Genomic DNA, 21044 nt, shown 5'->3' on the forward strand with positions numbered 1-21044 from the left:
CACATAAAAAAACATAGCCGATAAACTGAAGTTAAATCAAAGGATAACTTCAATTTACCGACCTATGAGAGATTATTCCTTGGCAACCTTTGGGCGATGTAAGTGCTTGCGTTCTCTGCGTTCCCCTTTGTCAGCCGGTTCTTCCTGAGGAGTAAGGCCCAAGTCTTTCATGGCTTCTTTTCTCGACAGCTTCAGGCGGCCCTGCTGGTCGAACCCGATAGCTTTTACCGTAATGGTATCGCCTTCTTTCACAATGTCTTCGGTCTTTTCTACCCGCTGGAAGTCCAGTTGAGAAATGTGTACCAGGCCTTCTTTGCCTGCAAGCCCCATCACACCGGGAATGACTTCTACAAAGCAACCGAAATCAGTAACCCTGGTAACCTTACCGGTGTATAACTTGCCTACTTCAACTTCAGCCGTTATGGCTTCAATAATCTGCAAAGCTCGTTTGCCCTTTTCACGGTCAACGGCAGCAATAAACACCCTGCCATCGTCCTCGATATCAATATCTGCGCCGGTTTCCTCCACCAGTTTTTTAATAATTTTACCGCCCGGGCCAATCACATCTCTGATTTTGTCCGGATGAATGCTGGTACGAATAATACTCGGGGCGTGCTGGGAAATTTCAGGTCGCGGCTCAGGCAGCACTTCCAGCATTTTGCCTAAAATATACATGCGTCCCCGGTGCGCTTGAGCCAATGCCTGTTCAAAAACCTCTTTCGTAATACCGGGTATTTTTATATCCATCTGCAGGGCAGTAACGCCTTTAGCGGTGCCTGCAACCTTAAAGTCCATATCCCCCAGGTGGTCTTCCAAGCCCTGGATATCTGTTAAGACAGTAAATTTATCTTCTTCCATAATCAGCCCCATGGCCACGCCGGCCACCGGTGCCTTGAGGGGTACCCCGGCATCCATTAAAGCCAGAGTACTGCCGCAAACACTGCCCATGGAAGTGGAACCGTTTGATTCAATAGCTTCCGAAACCACCCGGATGGTGTAGGGAAAAACTTCTTCCGGCGGTATCATCGGTTCCAAAGCCCGCTCTGCCAACGCTCCGTGACCAATCTCACGGCGTCCCGGCGACCGCATGGGTTTAGTTTCCCCGGTACTAAAGGGCGGAAAATTATAGTGGTGCATAAAACGCTTACTTTCTTCCAAACCAAGGCCGTCTAAAATTTGCTCATCACTGATGGAACCAAGGGTTGCTACTGACAGTATTTGGGTTTGGCCCCTGGTAAACAAACCGGTACCATGGGTACGGGGCAGCACTCCCACCTCCACAGAAATAGGACGAATTTCGTCAATGGCCCTACCGTCAATACGCAGCTTATCATGAGTAATTATGCGGCGTACCACTTTCTTTTCGGCTTTTTCCAGCAGCATGGTAATTTCTTTGGAATTTTCCGGGAATTGCTCCAAAAATTTTTCCTGCAAACCGGTAAGAACTTCTTCCATATAGGCTTCTCTTGCCTTCTTGCTCAGTTTTTCCCGGGAACAATGCAGTACCGCTTCGCGAATAACTTCTTCGGCTTGCGGCAAAACGGCTTCGGTTATGGCAGCATCCACTTCCGGCTCAGGAATAACCATTTTTTCTTGAGCCAAGCCCAGCGCTAAAGCATCTTGCCGGAAATTTTCAATAAACTGTACAATCTCTTTAATAACTTCATGCCCAAACATGATGCCTTCCAGGATTTGATCCTCAGGCACTTCTTTAGCACCTGCTTCAACCATCATTACCGCGTCATCGGTTCCGGCCACCACCAGGTGCATGTCACTGTTTTCCGCCTGGCGCACCACCGGGTTAATAACAAATTGGCCGTCTACCCGACCTACAATGACGCCGCCGATGGGTTTTTTAAGCGGAATTTTAGATATATGCAAGGCTGCCGAAGCACCGATCATGGCAGCAATTTCCGGTGCGTTATCCTGATCAACAGATAAAACTGTTGCCACCACCTGAACTTCGTTTCTCATGTGTTTGGGAAACAGCGGCCGGATGGGGCGGTCGATCAGACGGCCCGACAAGATAGCTTTCTCGCTGGGACGTCCCTCGCGCTTAATAAAGCCACCGGGAATCTTGCCAACAGCATAAAGCCTTTCCTCGTAGTCCACCGTAAGAGGGAAAAAGTCAATATCCCTGGTATTTTTCGCCACCGTAGCGGTAACCAGTACCACCGTTTCGCCGTACTTTACCAAGACGGCTCCGCTGGCTTGTTTGGCCAGCCTGCCTGTTTCCAGGGAGAGAACTCTGCCCCCCAGGGTCATTTCCCTGATTAATACTGGATTATCTGACACTATTACTACCTCCACACTCCAAGTTGTTGACAAATCTTAGCAGTTCGACATTTTTATTAGTATTTCCTTCTTTCTGTGCCAAAAATACTAGGTATTACTTAAAGCAAATAATATAAAACAAAAGTGGGCCCAATAGCCCACTTTTACTGCTTACTTACGCAGACCCAGTTTTTCTAAGATGGCACGATACCGGTCAAAGTCACGGTCGCGCAGGTAATTAAGCAACGCCCGACGCTGGCCAACCATTTTCAACAGCCCACGACGAGAGTGATGATCCTTTTTAAAGGACTTCAGGTGCTCGGTTAATTGGTTGATCCGCTCTGTAAGAAGAGCAATTTGCACCTCCGGCGAACCGGTATCGGTTTCATGGGTTTTAAAAGCCTGAATAATTTGGTTCTTCTTTTCTGCAGACAGTGCCACAATGTTCACCTCCTTATTTGCATAATCCCTGTTATCCAAGCCAACCGTCGGAGTGAACGAGTTCCCTAGATAACAGTTCCCGGGAATATTACTTCCCAATTATGGTAATTACCAAACGGCCATTTTCAATATCTTTTGCTACGATATCGAACATGCGGCCTGATTTGGTAAAAAAACCTCGAAATCTGGTGGCTGTTGGTATGCGGCCCGGAATCCCTCTGGCTGCTGCTATAATATCTGCCGTAGTAATTTTATCTTGACGCAGGTCCCTCAGCCTTTTGCGAGCGTGTTCGGTAATAATGATACGCATACAACGCTCCGCTTAGCAGTTACGGTACAGGTTAATCAGTTTTTCATCTTCTTCCTGCACCAAAAAGGCATACAGGGCATCCTGAAAGGCCGCCAAACGTACATTATCAATGTTGGACTTTAGATAGAGAGATTCCAATTCACGCTTGAGAGATTGAAACTCCTCGCTTAAACATATTAAGGCAATGTGATTAAGCCAGCGTTTAACCTCCTCTTCCGGAGTATCATGCTTTGCATACCCCATGGGCAACGTCTCCTTTCGTACGGATCTCGGGACGTGTGCCGCAACTATTGTAGCATAATTACTGCCATAAGTAAATGTTAGGTATTATTAAATATATTAGGGGCAGCCAATAACTATTCTGTTTTGCCATATTACTCCGGATGGTCAAATCTGGCACTTTGTACGTCAGCTTGAATTTGATTTACCAGGTCGGTAACAGAAGAAAATTTCTTTTCATCCCGCAAGCGGCGAATATATTTGACTTTTATTTTTTTGCCATATATATTGCCGTGGAAATCCAACAGATGTACCTCAATATTGATCGGTTGTTGATAACCATGAAAAGTTGGTTTGTTGCCCACATTGGCAACGCCCAGATAGGTTTCGCCGGCCAAATCTACATGGACGCTGTAAACACCCTTGGCCGGCACCATCATGCCAGCCGGACAGTCAATATTGGCGGTAGGAAAGCCCAAAGTGTTACCCCGGCGCTCACCGTAAACCACCGTACCCTCGGTAAAAGGAGGATAACCCAGCAGTTTTCTGGCCGACACCACATCTCCCTCTGCCAGCTTATGGCGTATTAAAGTGCTGCTGACCACCTGCTGACCAACCTTAACCGGCGGAATTACGCTTAAGGTGTAACCGTACGCGGCGGCATATTGCCAGAGGGTCTCGGCATTGCCGCGCCCCCGGTGGCCGAAGGAATAATTGTAACCTACCACAATTCCTTGAACATTTAATTGCTGAACCAGGACATCTCTGATAAACTCAACCGGGCTTAACTGGGCAAATTCCAGCGTAAAGGGCAGTAAAATTAAAACATCAACCCCTAATTCCTCCATCATAACTCTTTTGGCATCCTGATCCAGCAGCATGGGTGGAGCCAGCTCAGGTTTCAAGACAGACAGAGGATGCGGGTGAAAGGTTAGCACAGCTGCCGTTCCCTTGGACCGGCGGGCCATTGCCACTGCTTCACCAATCAGCTTTTGATGGCCCAGATGCAGTCCGTCAAAATTTCCTATGGCAGCAACAATATGGCAATATTTGTCTTTAAGCCCGGTAAGGCTGTCATATACGCGCAATTTCAATAACCCCCTGCCAGTCGCAACAATCGCCCTTTATAATATAATACCTATTAACGTTTTGGTAAACCATAAAAACATAAACAAGTTGTTTTTAAGGAACAAGCACCAGCTCAGGTTTAAAAATCAAACGTTTGACAGCTTGTTGTTCCTCCTGAACAGCCTTGTAAATTGCCAACAGTTGCCGGTCAGCCTGCACCCTTACTAAATCGCCCGGGTTAATTTGGCCTGTCCTGGCCAGAACACCCGCCGGATAAAGAGTGGCACCGGAGGTTACCGATTTTATTGCGCTGGCATGAACTTCCACAGCCGGCAGGTGGTGAACTGCCTGGGTCATAGGTATAATTGCCGCGGCCCAGTTCTTTTCTGCCGCCAATTTAGTCAGTTGTTCCAGGGTGACAGCCCCGGCCAGTTCAAAATGACCTACCCGGGTGCGCAGCAAAAAGGACATATAGGCGCCACACCCCAGGGCCTGTCCGATATCGGAGCAGAGGGTACGCACATATGTCCCCTTTGAACATGTTACATCAAACAAAATACGGGGATGTGGCGTGTGCCAATGCCAGCTGTCAATGATTTTAAGTTGATAAATTGTTACCAGCCGGCTGGGCACCTCCACAATCTTTCCTTGCCGTTCCCATTCATACAGCCGCTGCCCCTGCACTCTGACGGCAGAGGTCATCGGGGGCGTTTGTTTCAGCTGACCCGTAAAGCCGGCAAAAACTTCCTGCAGACGTTCCCAAGTGATGCCGGCAGCACTTTGCCGGGCCACCACCTCGCCAAAGGCATCCTGGGAAGTAGTGGCAATGCCAAGAGTAATCTCACCCCTATAGGTCTTATCCCCTTCCGCTAAGAACCTGGCCAGCTTGGTAGCTTTGCCCAGGCAAACAGGCAGTACGCCGGCAGCGCCCGGATCAAGGGTACCGGTATGCCCGCATTTTTTAATACCGGTAACCTTTCGTACATACTGAACCACATCATGAGAAGTCATACCAGGAGGCTTTAATATATTAAGAATGCCGTCCACCGGAATCGCCTCGCATTAATTCTTGTGCTTCGTGCAAAACCATAGCCTGCACCTGATCCAGGCTGCCTGACACCGTGCAACCGGCAGCTCTCACATGCCCGCCGCCGCCAAATTTACCGGCTAAAAGATTGACATTCACCCGGTATTTGGAGCGAAAACTTACTTTAACCAATCGTTCGTCTAACTCTCGAAAAACAATAGCCAACTCCACCCCTTTAATTTTTCTGGGGTAATTTATTAATCCCTCGATATGCTGCTCGCAGGCGCCTACTGATTTTATCTGTGACTGGGAAATACTCAGCCAGGCTATTTGACCGCACGGGCTGACCTTCAATGTTCCCAGGGCAACTTCCAGCAGCTTTAAGGAAGCCAGGGGTTGCTCGCCAAAAATTTGATTAGACAAGCGGGCTACCGGAATACCGCAGGCCAACAGCCGGGCTGCCCTGTTGTGAGTATCGGAGGTTGTATTTTCATAGCGGAAGGAACCCGTATCTGTGACAATAGCTGTGTAAAGATTAACAGCCAGCTCCATACTAATGGGAACCTGCAACATATCCAACAGATCCATGATGATCTCCCCGGTGGCAGCGGCTGCCGTCCGCACGTAATTGTATTGTCCAAAGGGCCGGTCATTGACATGGTGATCAATAACCGCAATAGGCAAGTTGCTTTTTAGCACAGGTTCCAGCGCTTTTCCTAAACGCTCGGGCACTGAGCAATCCACTGCCACCAGTAAGTCATAAGGCTGTTGCGGTACTTCGCCAACCAGTACGGTATCTATGCCTGGCAGAAACTGATAAAGCTCCGGGATAGGGTCTGAGCTAACTATGGTTACGTCTTTACCCAGCCACCGCAGTCCCAAGCCCAGAGCCAGCACTGAACCAAGGCTGTCACCGTCAGGCATCACATGACCGCACAACAAAAGACGCTGGGATTTTTTAATGGCTGCTGCTACCGCCGGCAAGTTACTCATGCGATGTGTTCTCCTGACGGTTAATTTGCTGCAGAATTTCCATAATGCGCGTCCCATGATCCAAGGAAGTATCTAATTTGAATATAATTTCCGGCGCATGACGTATTTTAATTCTGCGACCGATTTCCGAACGCAGATAACCGGCACACTTTTGCAGCACATTTAATGTTTCTTTGCGCCGTTCCTCGGAGCCCATAACACTGACAAATACTTTGGCATAGGACAGGTCTCTGGTAACTTCTACCCCGGTAACCGTAACAAAACCCACCCTGGGGTCCTTTATATCATTGCTCAGTATATCTGCCGTCTCTTTTTTAATTGCTTCAGCAATACGTTCCGGTCGGTGTGACATGCAACACACCTCCTATTTTGTCTTTAATATAAATATATTTATGCCAGTTCCCTCTTAATGGTTTCTACAGTATAGGCTTCAATGATGTCTCCTTCCTGGATGTCATTAAAGTTCTCAATGGTAATGCCACACTCATAACCCTGTGCCACTTCTTTTACATCATCTTTAAAACGCTTTAATGAATCCAGTTTACCTTCGTGAATGACAATACCGTCGCGAATCAAGCGAATTCCGGCATCTCTTACTATTTTTCCTTCAGTCACATAACAGCCTGCAATGGTGCCGATTTTTGAGGCTTTGAAAATCTTTCTGACCTCAACATGCCCCATAATGACTTCTTTATACTCGGGGTCTAATAAACCGCTCATGGCTTTCTTGACATCGTCAATAACCTCGTAGATAACCCGGTAAAGGTGAATGTCAATCTTTTCTGCCTCAGCTATTTTCCTGGCATTAGCATCCGGTCGCACATTAAAGCCAATGACAATGGCATTGGAAGCTGTGGCCAGCATAATGTCAGATTCATTGATGGCTCCCACACCACTGTGTATAAGATTTACTTTTACTTCATCCGTACTCAACTTTTCTAAAGCCTGGGCCAAAGCCTCAATGGAGCCTTGCACATCTGCTTTCAGAATGATCGGCAACTCTTTAATTTGGCCTTCTTGAATATGCTTAAACAGGTCATCCAGGGAAATTTTAGCAGTTGCTTTTAGAATTTCTTCCCGTTTGCGCAACTGCCTTTTTTCAGCCACTTCTCTGGCCAGCTTTTCGTCCTCAACAACCACCAGAATATCGCCGGCTTCCGGGACATCAGACAAGCCAAGTATTTCTACCGGCATACTGGGGCCGGCTTTTTTCACCCGGCGTCCCTTATCATCAATCATTGCCCTGACACGCCCGAAAGCATGCCCCACAACAATAGTATCTCCCACATGCAGGGTACCATTCTGAACCAGTACCGTAGCCACCGGGCCGCGACCTTTATCCAACTCGGCCTCCACCACAGTACCCCGGGCCGGGCGGTTGGGGTTGGCCTTTAACTCGTGAACCTCGGCCACCAGCAAAATCATTTCTAACAAGTTATCCAGACCCATACCGGTTTTAGCTGATACAGGAACTGCGATAACATCGCCGCCCCAGTCCTCTACTACCAGTTCATGTTGGGTAAGCTCCTGTTTAACCTTATCGGGGTTGGCTTCCGGTTTGTCCATTTTGTTGATGGCGACAATAATAGGCACATTGGCGGCCTTGGCGTGGTTAATTGCTTCTACTGTTTGCGGCATTACCCCGTCATCTGCCGCCACCACCAGAATGGCAATATCCGTTATTTGTGCGCCGCGCGCCCGCATGGCTGTAAAAGCAGCGTGCCCCGGCGTATCCACAAAGGTTATTTTCTTGCCGTTGTGTTCTACCTGATAAGCACCGATATGCTGAGTAATGCCGCCGGCTTCGCCGGCAGTTACATTGGTCTGCCGGATAGCGTCTAATAAGGACGTTTTGCCATGATCCACGTGTCCCATAATAGTAACCACCGGCGGTCTGGGTACCAGTTGAGCGGGATCATCCTCCGGTTCGGTCATGATCAGTGCCTCTTTGTCAACTGCCACTTTTAGTTCTGCTTCTACGCCGTATTCCCCGGCAATTAAAGCAGCTGTATCAAAATCAATTTCCTGGTTAATGGTAGCCAGAACCCCTAAATTCATTAATTTTTTAATAACCTCAGCGGCCGTTTTCTTTAATTTTTCCGCCAGTTCCTGTACCGTAACGGTTTCGCCGATTTGGACAGGACGCTTATCCGGGATGACCGGCGGAGCAGGCTGTTCCTGTTTCTTTTTAGATTTCTGCAAGCGGTGCTTATTGAGCTTGGTGTTTTCTATGCTCTGATCAGCCCATTTGCCGTCTTTTTCATAATTTTTACGGCGATCCCCCTTGGTTTTATCCGGTGCCTTGGTTGGCTTCGGCTGGGCAATTTGTTCCGGCGGCTTGGGAATGGAGGGATTGCTCGGACGTGGCCCACCTCCCCGGCCGCCGTGGGCCGGCCTGACATTGCCGCGATCTTTGCCTGGGCCGGCCGGCCGATCCCCCTGGGGCGGTCTGGCTCCCCCGGCACGTTCTGCCTGCTGGGGTCTGCCCTGGGCGCCGGCTGACTGCTGTCCGGCAGCACTTTTTACCTGGTTTTGGTTAAAGCGCTCCCGCTGCTCAGGTCTTCCCTGATGATGCGCCTGAGTTGTACGCTCTCCCTGCGGCCTGCCACCCCCGGGCGGTCGCTGGGGGCGGTTATGTCCTGCTGCCTGATGAGCCGTATCTTTAACTTCCTGTCTGCCCCCGTCCTTAGCGGCAGAAGTTCTTACCGGCCGGTTATCTCTGGGCGGACGCTGCGGTGATTTGGGTTTGTCTTCATATCTCCGATCGGGTGGGCGGTTGGGAACCCTGTCTACCAGTCCCGGTCCTTTGCTGTTGTCGGGTCTAAAAAATTGATCCTTTTCTTTTTTGCCTTCCATTCCTTGCCCTCTACCCCGTTCCTGCATATTTTGTTTAGTTACCGGTTCAGTTTTCTTTTCCTCTGGCAAACCTTTTGGGGGTCTGTATGAATGCAATATCTTTTGGACATCACTATCTTCCAAAGCACTCATGTGTGATTTTACTTGAATACCCAATTCAATTAGTTTATTGATAAGGTCTTTATTTTCTATATTCAGCTCTTTTGCCAGCTCATGGACCCGTTTTTTGGCCATATATTCACCTCCATAAATTCAGCAACCTGTCAAAAAACCTTTTACTTCTCCCCCTTTTCCAGCAGACCTTGAATGCCCCGGGCAAAATTTTCATCCAGGACGGCTACTGCAGCACGGGGAGATTTTCCCAAGGCACACCCCAGTGCTTCTTTAGTTAAAGCCAGCACCACAGGGACATTCTTAGACCGACCCATTTGCACATAATCCTGTTTAATTCTTTCAGACGTATTGGCAGCAACAATCAGCAATTTTACCTTACCCCTGGCCAACTGCTGCCGCACTGCAAAATCCCCCGCTGCCACCTTGCCGGCCCGCTGGCTCAAGCCTAACAGATGAAAAACAGGTCCATGCACTGCTACTTCACCATCCCCTGCCTGAGAGTTTCTATAATTTCAGGTGAGATGGTGCATTCCAGGGACCGTTCGAGCCTTTTACCTTTAACAGCCTTTTGCAAACAATCAGGATGAGGGCAAATATAGGCGCCCCGGCCTGATTTTTTTCCGGTGGGATCAATTTCAACCGTTTCCTGGGGAGTTCGCACCACCCGTATCAGTTCCCGCTTGGGCTTCATTTCTTGACAACCAATGCACATCCTGAGCGGAACTTTTTTTACCCTGGGCACTGCAAAACCTCCTTACTTCTCATCTTCTTCAAGCAACTCATCAGCTGCCGGATATGAATTGTAGTCCTCAACATAGTCGTCTGTCAAGTAATCTTCCCGGCTGCCGTTCAAGTCGGCTTGATCATGGTAGTCAGGATAAAGTTCTGCCATCTGTGACTCGCTCTTAATGTCAATTTTCCAGCCGGTCAGTTTGGCAGCCAGGCGGGCATTTTGACCCTCTTTGCCAATGGCCAAAGACAGCTGGTAATCAGGCACAATAACCCGGGCAACTTTTTCATCCTCCCAAACTTCCACCGCCACCACCTTGGCCGGGCTGAGAGAAGACGCCACATACTTGGAAGGATCCTGATTCCATTTGACAATATCAATCTTTTCCCCGTTTAATTCGTTTACAATATTTTGTACCCGCATACCCTTAGGACCGACACAGGCCCCCACCGGATCAACATTTTCATCTTTGGAGTAAACCGCAATTTTAGAGCGGTAACCGGCTTCCCGGGCAATCGACTTCAATTCTACCACGCCGTCTTGCAGTTCCGGCACTTCCATTTCAAACAGCCGTTTTAAAAGCCCCGGGTGGGTACGGGAAACCAAAATTTGAGGACCTTTGGTGGTTTTCCGCACCTCAACGATATAGGCTTTTAGGCGGTCCCCCTGACGGTATTCTTCATTGGGCATTTGCTCAGAAGGCGTCAGGATAGCTTCGGTTTTTCCCAGCTCAATATAGACATTTTTATTTTCAATGCGCTGCACCACCCCGGTCAGAATGTCTCCTTCCCGGTTAGAAAATTCTTCATAAATAATGTTTCTTTCCGCTTCGCGGATGCGCTGAACCACTACCTGTTTGGCTGTTTGCGCAGCAATACGGCCAAAATTGCGCGGCGTTACCTCATTTTCAACCATGTCCCCTAAATTATAGCGGGGATCAATTTTCCTGGCTTCTTCCAAAGAGATTTCTACCCGGTCATCCTGAGCTTCTTCTACCACCGCACGCTGAGAATAAACTTTAAAATCACCGGTTTCTCTGTCAATATGAACTCTGGCATTTTGCAAAGAACCAAAGTTGCGCTTATAGGCAGACAGCAAGGCTGCTTCGATGGCTTCTAAAAGCACATCCACTGAGATACCCTTTTCCTTTTCCAGATCCTTTAAAGCTTCTAAAAACTCACTATTCACTTGTTGCTCCTCCCATAATAAATTCAAAATTCCACTGCCAGACGTGCCGCGGCAACTTGCCGGTGGGGTAACATCAGTTGTTTTCCTTTTATATCCAGCAGAACCCCTTCGTCAGTATAGTCCAGCAATTTGCCGGTAAAGGATTTGGCCCCGTTAATAGGAGCAAAGGTAGTAATATTAACCAGATGACCGTTAAAGCGCTGAAAATCCGCAGGCTTTTTTAAAGGCCGTTCCAACCCCGGTGAAGAAACCTCTAAAAAATAGGCCTGGGGAATCGGATCCAATTGATCCAGTATTGTGTCAATCTTTTCCGACACAGCCTGGCAATCATCCAGATCTACACCCCCAGGCTTATCAATGAAGACTCTCAGGTACCAGTTACCGCCCTCTTTGACATATTCAACATCTACCAGTTCCAGGTTTGCTTCATCAATAACGGGTTGAACGGCTTCCGCAACTTTTTCTGCTATGGTATGTTTTGCCAAAGCAAATCCTCCTTACGGTTTTTACCCAAGGTAATACGAAAGAGTGGGAATGACCCACTCCTCTCCTTACACAAAAAATTAAAACATCAGCGACATTCAAAAAGCATAATTAGTATACCATACAAACCATTTCTTGACAAGGCTTCCGGACGCCCGGCTTCTGCATTCAGGTATAAGGATTTGTTACTATCCTATCTCAAGCACCTTAATTCTATGCACAAAAAACCAGGTAATTTATCCGGACTCACGCAGCTCTGACATAAATGTGGTTGGAAAAAATCCAAGGCCGCGGCCACCGGCTGCCTTTATAAACCTCCACCCGGTATACTCCCGGTGCCGCTTGCGGCAGCCGTACAGTACCGGCATGGGTTTGACAAAATAATTTGCCGTCTTTAATAATTCTAATTTGAGCCGGCTCAGGTAAAGTCACTTTTATTACCAGTCCCGGTCTGTATCTTACTTCTTCTCCCATATACCAGCACCTGTTACCGTGCTGGATCAAAAAAGAAAAAAACTGCACTTTGCCGGCAAAGTGATTGACCAGATAACTGCAGCCCTGTTTCAGGGCAGATAAAATCAGCCGGCGATCCTTTGCAACATCTCCCCGCAATGGCTGTCGGGTTAAAACATGGGTGCGCAAGGTTTTAAACTGGTGCAGGTAACTGCTGACAACGGTTGGCAACCAGTTAAATTGTCTGCCCCCATGGGCATCCACCCCGGCAATGGCCGGTACCGGACGGGTACACCCCAACCGGTCCCACCGCAGCAAGGTTTCCGGATGGGGCGGTTGTAACCGTGCTTTAGGGAAAAAAAAGTTTTTCAGCAATCCCCCCAGGGTTTTAAAACCTCCCATCCACTGGGCAAAAAAATTCCAGATTTCCACACCGAATGGCAAATCCAGATCCCAGCTTTCCCAATGCATGCGTCCGGGAAATAACGGGTTTTCCCGTTGGTCAGGGTGAGCCAAAAAACCAAATCCACCCTGCCGGTACACCTCCCCGACGTATTGCTGCGGCGGTAATAGCCGGCTGGGGACGTTGTTAATATCATAACACAAAAAATGGTTGCGCTGAGGTGTCACCTCTGCCCCGATCAGCACCAGCACGCCGTGCAGATAGCACTCTCCTTCAAAGTGCTTGGCTTGCAGGGTATCGTGGTCATTAATTAAAATAAAATGCGCCCCTGATCTGCAGGCAACCCGTGCAATCTCCTTTAAATCGGCCGAGCCGTCCGAATAACTGGTATGAATATGGGCAATACCGGAATAGTTGTAGAGCATTTTAACACCTCAATTAATTAGTCAACAAATCTCCCACAACTATTCTAATGGATTTGTCCGAACAAGTATAAAGGTAATTTCTAGCTATCTGATTTCGTCCAAACTGGCAAACCGGTAACCCTGGGCCTGGCAATCTTTAATAAGGTCCGCCAGCATTTCTGCATTGGCTTTGTTGACAGCATGCAGCAAAATCACTGCCCCGTTATGCAACCGTTCCATAACGGTATTGTGGTTTTGCTCCGGGGTACCGGCATCCGGACGCCAGTCGACCAGAGCCACGCTCCAAAAAACATGGCGATAACCCAGATCTCGGGTTAATTTTAAGGTTCGTTCACTATACTCACCCATCGGCGGGCGCAGATACTTCATCGAAGCGCCGGTTAATTGGGCAAAGCTGTCGCTGACAGACTGGATTTCCTTTATCACCGCCGCATCACTGATTTGCGGCAGGCTGGGATGACGGTCGGTGTGATTGCCCACAAGGTGACCTTCCTGCACCATACGTTTTACCAAATCCGGGTGTTTGCGCAAGTAATCCCCGGTAATAAAGAAAGCGGCTTTGATCCCTGCTTCCTGCAGGGTATCCAGTATTTTGGGGGTGTAACCGTTCTCATAACCTTCGTCAAAAGTTAAATAGATATTTTTTGCACCGGTATCCCCGTGATAGATGCCGTTATACTTCTCTAATAAAGCCTTTCCCCGGGGATTAACCTCCGGCAGTTTATGTTCTTTGTTTGGCTTATAATACCAGCTTAATTTTTCATTGTCGGTTAACGCTTGAGCAGTTGCCTGTGGCCGGGCGGCAACCGGACTCTGCTGCCCGCTGTTAGGGTCAGGCTCTGCCACCTTGGCTGTCTCCCGGCCGGTCTCCCGGTCACTTCCCGCCGGCAGGGCAGGAGCCGGCCGGCTGTTCTCTGTACTGATCGGTACCGGCGGGGTCACCTGCTCTTGTCCTGGAGAATTTTTACTATACAGCATCAGTCCTCCCCCCGCCATGAACAGGACAAACACCGTTGCAGCAGCCACTAATAGACCTTTTTTCATGGTTACCTCCCAAATTAAGTTGTTGGCAATTGATAAAATACCGCAAGTTTGCTTTATATTATTTCCCTTAACCAGGCAGGACAGTCATATTATGCCAGCAGTGTAAATATATAAATTACGAAGCCATTTATCTGTTGTGCCAAGCCAAAACCAAAAAGTTGGGGGAACCTCAGTATGATTATCCAAATCAGCCGGCTTCGCATTATTCAGTATACGGTTGTTTTGTTTGTTCTGCTGGTCTTCTGGTTCGCAGCAGCCTTCGGGGTTACTTGCCGGGTGGAAGACAGTGTAGAGGGGGAAGTAATCGTTACCTTTAAATTCTTGGTGCCCATGAAACCTCTTGCCTCCGGCCGGCTGGTGCTTTATCAAACATCAGACCAGGCACCCCTTCCCTTTTCCGGCCGCTGGATAACAGCCAATACACTGCAAATAAAAATAAGCGAACCGGGTTACCCGCGAGGTCAGCTTTATTATTACCGTTTTAAAGCAGCTCCGGCCATGATTTGGCCTTTTTATGTATGGGCCGGCGGCCAGTTTCAGCCGCAGGTAAAGCTGCGCTTGGCAGGTATTGCCGGTGACCCTGTGCCATCCCGGGGACCGGTTATTCTACAGTTTAACACTGATGTAGAGCCAGGGCAAATACAGCAATATATTGATCTTCCGCTGCCAGGGAAACTGGAGCCTGCCCCGGCAAATCCAAAAGCACAAGGCGCCGTTTCAGACTACAGCCGCTGGCTATTCTGGCCGGCCAAAAAATTGACAAACCGGCAGCAGTATGCTATCAAGTTAAAAAAAGGTTTACCTGGTAAAAACGGCACCCGGCTGGCAGAGGACATCATTGTACATTTCCAAACCGCGCCGGAGTTTTTAATTGAACAAGTGTTACCCCGTCCGGGTGCCGCCAGTGTCTGGTTAACCCGCGATCTCATAATCACAACCAATCAAAAGTTAAAATCCGGCCGGTTTATCATTCCGGGATTACCGGGTACCACCCGGGTCACAAATAATCAGGCAAAATACATACCCGAGCGGGTGATGCTGCCGGGTCAAACCTATCACGCAAAAGTCCGTTTGACGGCCGCCAGCAATGAAACGCTGGACTATGAGTTTTCCTTTACTACGACCAATCTGGGCAACAGCAAGTGGCTGGAATTAAAACTTGGTGCTTCACCAACTTTATGGTTGATGGAAGGCAATAAAACCTTAAAAAAAATGACGGTGGCTGTTAAGTCAAGACAACTTCCTACAGGCACCCTTTATGAACAAAACCGCCGGACAGGTGCTCCGGGTTGGTTATGGCTAAATGCCGACATCCTGCTGCACCACCTGCCGGCCAACATGTCCGATCACCACGGGAGCCTGGGTCTTCCCAAATCATACAGCTGCATTTACCTGAATGAAGCAGATTTAAACCTGTTGCTCAGCACCCTGCCCCGTGGTTTTATGCTGATCTGCCACTAATACAACTTTGCAAAGTAAAACATGATTTTAGGTTTAGTTGCAAACTTAAAATAACACCATTTGATCGGATGCCTGCAGATTGGCCAAACAACCGTGGTTTTGCAAAACCTCAATTACAGTCTTGGAAACCTTGGCTCGGTTGCGCAAGTCATCCACCGATGTGAAGGGGGCCTCCTGCCGGGCGGCCACAATGTTTTGGGCAGCGGCAGTGCCTACACCCTGCAGACCGGCAAAGGGCGAAAGCAAGCCGGCCGGAGTAACGATAAATTTTACTGCATCCGATTTTTCCAGATTTACCGGCAACAGTTTAATCCCCCGGCAGTTGGCCTCCAGGGCCACTTCTAAAATAGTAAGCATGTTTTTCTCTTTTTGCGAAGCGCCGTTTCCTTTAGCTTCGATTTCTTCAATTGCCTGCCTGATTTTTTGCGGTCCCTGAACCATCAGTTCGGCATCAAAATCATCCGCCCGTACTGTAAAATATGCTGCATAGAAGGCCTCCGGACAGTAAACTTTAAACCAGGCAATGCGGAAGGCCATCATAACATAGGCGGTGGCATGAGCCTTGGGAAACATGTATTTTATCTTGCGGCAGGACTCAATATACCATTCCGGCACGCCATGGGCCCGCATGGTTTCTGCGTCTTCTTCCTTAACACCCTTGCCTTTGCGAACACCTTCCATAATTTTAAAAGCCTGTTTGGGCGGCAGTCCTTTATATATTAAGTAAACCATGATATCATCCCGGGCTGAAATGGCTTCTGACAGTTTGCAGGTGCCGGAGCAAATTAAATCCTGGGCGTTGTTTAACCAGACATCTGTGCCGTGGGAAAAACCTGATATGCGCACCAGCTCGGAAAAGGTGCTTGGTTTGGTATCCACCAGCATCTGGCGCACAAATTTGGTGCCAAATTCCGGAATGGCATAAGTCCCCACCGGAGAGCGGATTTCCTCGGGCGTCACACCAAGAGCGTCGGTAGAAGAAAATAAACTCATGGTTTTGGGTTCATCCAGCGGGATTGTTCTGGCGTTAATACCGGTTAAATCCTCCAGCATACGGATTACTGTGGGATCGTCATGTCCCAGAATATCCAGTTTAACCAGACTGTCGTGGATAGAATGATAGTCAAAATGAGTAGTGGTGATTTCAGAATTAACATCATCGGCCGGGCGCTGAATCGGCGTAAACATGTGCACATCCAGGTTATTGGGTACCACCATCAACCCGCCGGGATGTTGACCGGTGGTTCTTTTTACTCCTGCACAGCCCAGCACCAACCTTTTTAATTCAGCATTTCTTTTCTTAATGTTTCTTTCATCAAAATAATTTTTGACAAACCCGAAGGCAGTTTTTTCCGCTATGGTGCCAATGGTTCCCGCCCGAAAGACAAAATCCTTGCCGAACAGTTCTTCGGTGTATTTATGAGCTCGGGGTTGATATTCCCCTGAAAAGTTTAAATCTATATCCGGCACTTTATCGCCGTCAAATCCTAAAAACACCTCAAAAGGAATATCATGTCCGTCCTTTAGGTAAGCCGTGCCGCAAAGGGGACAGGTTTTATCCGGCATATCCGCCCCGCAGCCGGCGGATCCGTCCATGATAAATTCACTGTGCAGGCAACCGGGACAGCGGTAATGAGGCGGCAACGGGTTAACCTCAGTAATGTTTGTCAGAGTTGCCACCAAGGAGGATCCTACCGATCCTCGGGAACCTACCAGATAACCGTCATCCAAAGATTTTTTTACCAGTTTATGGGCAATTAAATAAAGCACGGCAAACCCGTTGCCGATGATCGACTTCAGTTCTTTGTCTATTCTCTGCTGAACAACTTCCGGCAGCGGATCTCCATACAGTTCCCTGGCCCTTTGCCATGTCATATCAGTAATTTGCTGTTCTGCTCCTTCAATATAGGGCGGGTGTAAGGTATCCGGGATAGGTTTGAAAAATTCAACAGTTTCAGCTATTTTCCTTGTGTTCTCGACCACCACACGATAAGCCATTGCTTCTCCCAGGTAAGAAAACTCCGCCAGCATTTCATCGGTGGTCTTAAAGTATAAAGGGGCCTGCGAATCGGCATCCTCAAAGCCTTTACCGGCCATCAAGATACGGCGGTAGATTTCGTCTTCCGGATTAAGAAAATGCACATCACCGGTTGCCACCACCGGCACACCCAGCCTGTTACCCAGTTCAACTATCCGACGGTTAAGTTCCTTTAAATCATCCAGTGAATTTACCTGACCGGATCGTACCAGAAACTCGTTATTTCCCAAGGGCTGTATTTCTAAATAATCGTAAAAAGCAACAATTTGTTCCAGTTCTTCCTCCGAAGCACCGGCCAGCAGAGCTTGATAAAGTTCCCCTGCCTCGCAGGCTGACCCCACCAGCAACCCTTCCCGGTGTTTAATTAATTCTTGCCTGGGAATTCTTGGCTGGCGGTGAAAGTATTTTAGATGGGATAAGCTAATAAGCCGGTATAGATTTTGCAAACCAATTTCATTTTTGACCAGAATTGTGACATGCCTGGCTTTTAATTTATCCTGACTGATCCCCCGACCCAATTCACTGAGACCCTGCAAATCCTCAACACCTTGTTGTAAAATCTTATTCAGCAAGATCTGCCATAGTTTACCGGTTGCCGCTGCATCATCTACCGCCCGGTGGTGATTGGCCAGTTCAATTTTAAATTCTTTCACCAGGGTATCCAGTTTGTGATTTTTTAACTGGGGCAGCAGTACCCTTGCCACCCCCAGAGTGTCAATAACGGGATTTTTTATTTCTACCTGCAGCTGCTTGCGAAAACCTGTTTTTAAGAAGCTGGCATCAAAAGAAGCATTATGAGCCACCAAAACAGCGTTGCCGATAAAATCGCGCAATGCTGCCAGGGCTTGCTTAGCCGGTGGTGCTTCTTTTACCATCTCAGGCGTAATACCGGTTAACTTGGTGACTTCAAAAGGAATCTCCTTTTCCGGCTTAACCAATGTGCCATAACGAGCTGTTTCTTCCCCGTTAAGGTATTTCACAGCACCTATTTCAATAATCTCAGCCGTTTGGGGAGAAAACCCGGTGGTTTCAAAATCCAGTACCACATACTCAAGATCTTTCAATAAAGCGTTGGTCTGCCAATTTAACAGGGTAGTAATTCCGTCATCTATGAGATAGCCTTCTACACCATAAATTAATTTAATACCTGCTTTTTTAGCCGCTGCATAGGCCTCCGGAAAGGCCTGCACCACGCCGTGATCAGTAACCGCCACAGCCGGGTGACCCCAGACCGCAGCTTGTTTGATAACATCCGCTGCACTGCACACACTGTCCATGGCGCTCATTTTTGTGTGCAAGTGAAGCTCTACCCTTTTTTCCAAGGCGTTATCCTGACGAACCGGCGCTTCTGCCAGGTTGATATCGTAAGCCATTAGTGTCAATTCCTGGGAAAATTTATCGTACTGAACCGGCCCACGTACCAGCAGCCATTGTCCGTTTTGCAGGCGCTGAGCTGTTGTTTGATCGTCTTCGTCCAGAAACTTTTTTACTTCAATGGAATCTGTATAATCGGTAATGTTGAAAGTTAAGATCTGTCTGCCCGATTTTAGTGATTTGACATCCAAGTCAAAAATTTTCCCTTTAACTATTAAGGACTTTTCTTCATCTTGAATTTCTTGAATAAGTTTAGGGTCACCTTTAATCAATTTACCCGCAATAACCTTTTCATCAGCGGCAGCAGCACCGGCATCCGTTTTTCTCTCCCGCTGTCCGGCAGTCTGAACAGCTGACAATTTTTCCCACAGAGTGCGTTCGGCTTGTTCTTGCATGGCGCACCAGTCAATTACCGGGTCAGCTGCTGACTGCACCTGAAAAACAACTTTATAATCAAGGGAAAAAAGTGTTTTAATACGATCTTGCAAAAACAAATCGCAATCTCTGGCCTTGAGTAATTGCCAGCTAACCTCGTCGGGCAGGTAAATCTCCAGGCAGTCCTTTTCGCATTGCCAACGGGCGTTGTTTACCCAGCCCCGGGCAGCCGGAAATTTCTGAACCAGCTCTGCCTTTAGCATTTCTAAATCAGGCCGGTCAACACAACATGGCTGCAGGTTAACCTCTAATAAAACCGGCCCCGGTGTCAGGGCAGCCAGGGCCGTTTTTATTTTAAAAACATCTTCACTGGTTAGTTGTTGATTAATTTTTAATAAAACTTTCCATTGTCTTTTGGCCAGATTAACAATAACCCGTACTACCTGGGCGTGTTCGCATATTTCCCGCAGTTCATCATTGCCGGTCTGGCCGGCCAGCAGATCATATAACGAAACTGCCAATTTAAAACCCTCCGTAGTCTTGAATCGTTTTCTCTGACAAGCAGCCGACAGCCCCGTCAAAAAGAAAGGGCAGCACAGTCCGGGCCGGTTTCATTTTATAATTATTATTTATGAAAAACAAGTTCTTCAATTGCATCTGCGGCAGCCGCTGCTGAGCGGGGGCAACCAATGGATCCGGCCGCTTCAATCATAGCACGCTGCACTGCCGGATGGTTAAGGTAGTTCTGCACCTGGCGGACAAGATCGTGATAACCCCTTACCAGTCTGGCAGCCCCGACGCTTTCCAAAAATTCCGCATTGCGTTCCTCTTGGCCCGGAATCGGGTCGGTGATCAACATAGGTAAATTGCTGGCCATGGCTTCAGAAGATGTAAGCCCGCCTGCCTTGCCTATCATCAGGTCGCAGGCTGCCATAAGATCATGTATGTTGTTTAGATAGCCCCATACATGAACCTTGGTAGGCAGGCCGGGAGCAGCTTTAAGCAATTTGCTTCTTAACGTTTCGTTGCGCCCGCAGACAACCACCAGCTGGCAGGGCAGCCTAACAGCAGCCAGTTCTTTTACCACTTCAGCCAGCGGTCCCATGCCCAGCCCGCCGCCCATGATGAGAATAGCCGGCAGGTGAGCAGCCAATCCCCATTGCTGCCGCAGCAGGTTGCGGTCTTTAGGAACAGCAAAACGAGGGTCGATGGGAATGCCTGTAGCCTTTACTTTAGCAGCATCTATACCATAATCGATAAAGGACTTAATCAGTTGCGGGGCAGCAACCAGGTAGCAATCAACTTCACGAAAAAGCCAGAAAGGGTGTACTGTAAAATCGGTAATGGCTGCAATTATGGGCATGTTGCATTTTCCCTTGGTTCTCAGGTGACTGAGAATCCCCAGGGGGAAAGGATGAGTACAAACAACCGCCTGGGGCTGCATTTGCTCAATAAACGAAATTAGTTTTGGTGCTGCCAACCGGTTGAGCACACGGTTAAATTCTTGTTTGGCAAAACCGGACAAGGGTTTTTCTTTTTCCGCCTGCCGGTATAAATAACCGTAAATAACCGGGGACATTTTAATTATCTCCATGTAAGTCCCCAGTACCACTTTTTCAATCAGAGGGCTGGCGTAGCGAAAGGTATCAAGAACAGTAACCTCCGCCGCCGGGTTGCGCTGCCGTATTTCTTCTTTAATTGCCGCTGCGGCCCTCATGTGGCCTTCTCCGGCTGATACCGACAATACCAAAACTTTATTCAATATCAT

18 protein-coding genes are annotated in these 21044 nt (G+C 48.3%); 1 reads left to right on the forward strand and 17 read right to left on the reverse strand.

The annotated features are described in order from the left end of the window. Nucleotides 1-72 precede the first annotated feature (72 nt). From DESHY_RS12950 to pdaA, 15 genes are all read right to left on the reverse strand, one after another. Nucleotides 73-2295, reverse strand: coding sequence for a polyribonucleotide nucleotidyltransferase (locus DESHY_RS12950; protein WP_008413429.1), 2223 nt, complete (start codon nt 2293-2295; stop codon nt 73-75). Between the two features lie 150 nt (nt 2296-2445). Next, nucleotides 2446-2715, reverse strand: coding sequence for a 30S ribosomal protein S15 (gene rpsO, locus DESHY_RS12955; RefSeq protein WP_008413431.1), 270 nt, complete (start codon nt 2713-2715; stop codon nt 2446-2448). Nucleotides 2716-2803: 88 nt separating this feature from the next. Then, on the reverse strand, nt 2804-3025 hold the full coding sequence (locus DESHY_RS12960) for a hypothetical protein (RefSeq protein ID WP_008413432.1): 222 nt from the start codon (nt 3023-3025) through the stop codon (nt 2804-2806). A 12-nt stretch (nt 3026-3037) separates the two neighbouring features. Further along, on the reverse strand, nt 3038-3268 hold the full coding sequence (locus DESHY_RS12965) for a hypothetical protein (RefSeq protein ID WP_008413433.1): 231 nt from the start codon (nt 3266-3268) through the stop codon (nt 3038-3040). Nucleotides 3269-3399: 131 nt separating this feature from the next. Then, a complete protein-coding gene (locus DESHY_RS12970; RefSeq protein ID WP_008413434.1) occupies nt 3400-4332 on the reverse strand; it encodes a bifunctional riboflavin kinase/FAD synthetase in 933 nt (310 codons plus the stop codon). A gap of 94 nt (nt 4333-4426) precedes the next feature. Then, the gene (gene truB, locus DESHY_RS12975; protein ID WP_008413435.1) at nt 4427-5359 is read right to left on the reverse strand and encodes a tRNA pseudouridine(55) synthase TruB; all 933 of its coding nucleotides are present in this window, start codon (nt 5357-5359) and stop codon (nt 4427-4429) included. Continuing rightward, on the reverse strand, nt 5343-6332 hold the full coding sequence (locus DESHY_RS12980; RefSeq protein ID WP_008413436.1) for a DHH family phosphoesterase: 990 nt from the start codon (nt 6330-6332) through the stop codon (nt 5343-5345). Before DESHY_RS12980 ends, truB begins: the two co-directional genes overlap by 17 nt. Then, entirely contained in the window at nt 6325-6684 is a 360-nt protein-coding gene (rbfA, locus tag DESHY_RS12985; RefSeq protein WP_008413437.1) for a 30S ribosome-binding factor RbfA, read from the reverse strand. Before rbfA ends, DESHY_RS12980 begins: the two co-directional genes overlap by 8 nt. A 38-nt stretch (nt 6685-6722) precedes the next feature. Further along, nucleotides 6723-9422 (reverse strand): translation initiation factor IF-2, encoded by a 2700-nt coding sequence (gene infB / locus DESHY_RS12990; protein WP_008413438.1) that lies wholly within the window; start codon nt 9420-9422, stop codon nt 6723-6725. A 41-nt stretch (nt 9423-9463) separates the two neighbouring features. After that, nucleotides 9464-9775 carry a L7Ae/L30e/S12e/Gadd45 family ribosomal protein gene (locus tag DESHY_RS12995; protein ID WP_008413439.1) on the reverse strand — a complete coding sequence of 104 codons (312 nt, stop codon included), beginning with the start codon at nt 9773-9775 and terminating at the stop codon, nt 9464-9466. Between the two features lie 2 nt (nt 9776-9777). Beyond that, nucleotides 9778-10044, reverse strand: a complete 267-nt coding sequence (gene rnpM / locus DESHY_RS13000) for an RNase P modulator RnpM (protein WP_008413440.1) — start codon at nt 10042-10044, stop codon at nt 9778-9780. 12 nt (nt 10045-10056) lie between these two features. Beyond that, entirely contained in the window at nt 10057-11220 is a 1164-nt protein-coding gene (gene nusA, locus DESHY_RS13005) for a transcription termination factor NusA (RefSeq protein WP_008413441.1), read from the reverse strand. A gap of 23 nt (nt 11221-11243) precedes the next feature. Further along, nucleotides 11244-11705, reverse strand: coding sequence for a ribosome maturation factor RimP (gene rimP, locus DESHY_RS13010; protein ID WP_008413442.1), 462 nt, complete (start codon nt 11703-11705; stop codon nt 11244-11246). A gap of 244 nt (nt 11706-11949) precedes the next feature. Further along, the gene (locus DESHY_RS13015) at nt 11950-12984 is read right to left on the reverse strand and encodes a CehA/McbA family metallohydrolase domain-containing protein (protein ID WP_008413444.1); all 1035 of its coding nucleotides are present in this window, start codon (nt 12982-12984) and stop codon (nt 11950-11952) included. A gap of 84 nt (nt 12985-13068) precedes the next feature. Beyond that, the gene (gene pdaA / locus DESHY_RS13020) at nt 13069-14028 is read right to left on the reverse strand and encodes a delta-lactam-biosynthetic de-N-acetylase (protein WP_008413446.1); all 960 of its coding nucleotides are present in this window, start codon (nt 14026-14028) and stop codon (nt 13069-13071) included. A gap of 174 nt (nt 14029-14202) precedes the next feature. Here pdaA and DESHY_RS13025 point away from each other — a divergent pair, with 174 nt between their 5' ends. Next, a complete protein-coding gene (locus DESHY_RS13025) occupies nt 14203-15489 on the forward strand; it encodes a hypothetical protein (RefSeq protein WP_008413447.1) in 1287 nt (428 codons plus the stop codon). A gap of 45 nt (nt 15490-15534) precedes the next feature. Here DESHY_RS13025 and DESHY_RS13030 read toward each other — a convergent pair whose 3' ends face one another. Together DESHY_RS13030 and DESHY_RS13035 are read right to left on the reverse strand one after the other, a co-directional pair. Next, complete coding sequence (locus DESHY_RS13030) at nt 15535-19797, reverse strand: PolC-type DNA polymerase III (RefSeq protein WP_008413449.1); 4263 nt, start codon at nt 19795-19797, stop codon at nt 15535-15537. Nucleotides 19798-19901: 104 nt separating this feature from the next. After that, nucleotides 19902-21044 carry an MGDG synthase family glycosyltransferase gene (locus tag DESHY_RS13035; RefSeq protein WP_008413450.1) on the reverse strand — a complete coding sequence of 381 codons (1143 nt, stop codon included), beginning with the start codon at nt 21042-21044 and terminating at the stop codon, nt 19902-19904.

This window comes from Desulforamulus hydrothermalis Lam5 = DSM 18033 (assembly GCF_000315365.1).
GTDB classification, from domain to species: Bacteria; Bacillota; Desulfotomaculia; order Desulfotomaculales; family Desulfotomaculaceae; genus Desulfotomaculum; species Desulfotomaculum hydrothermale.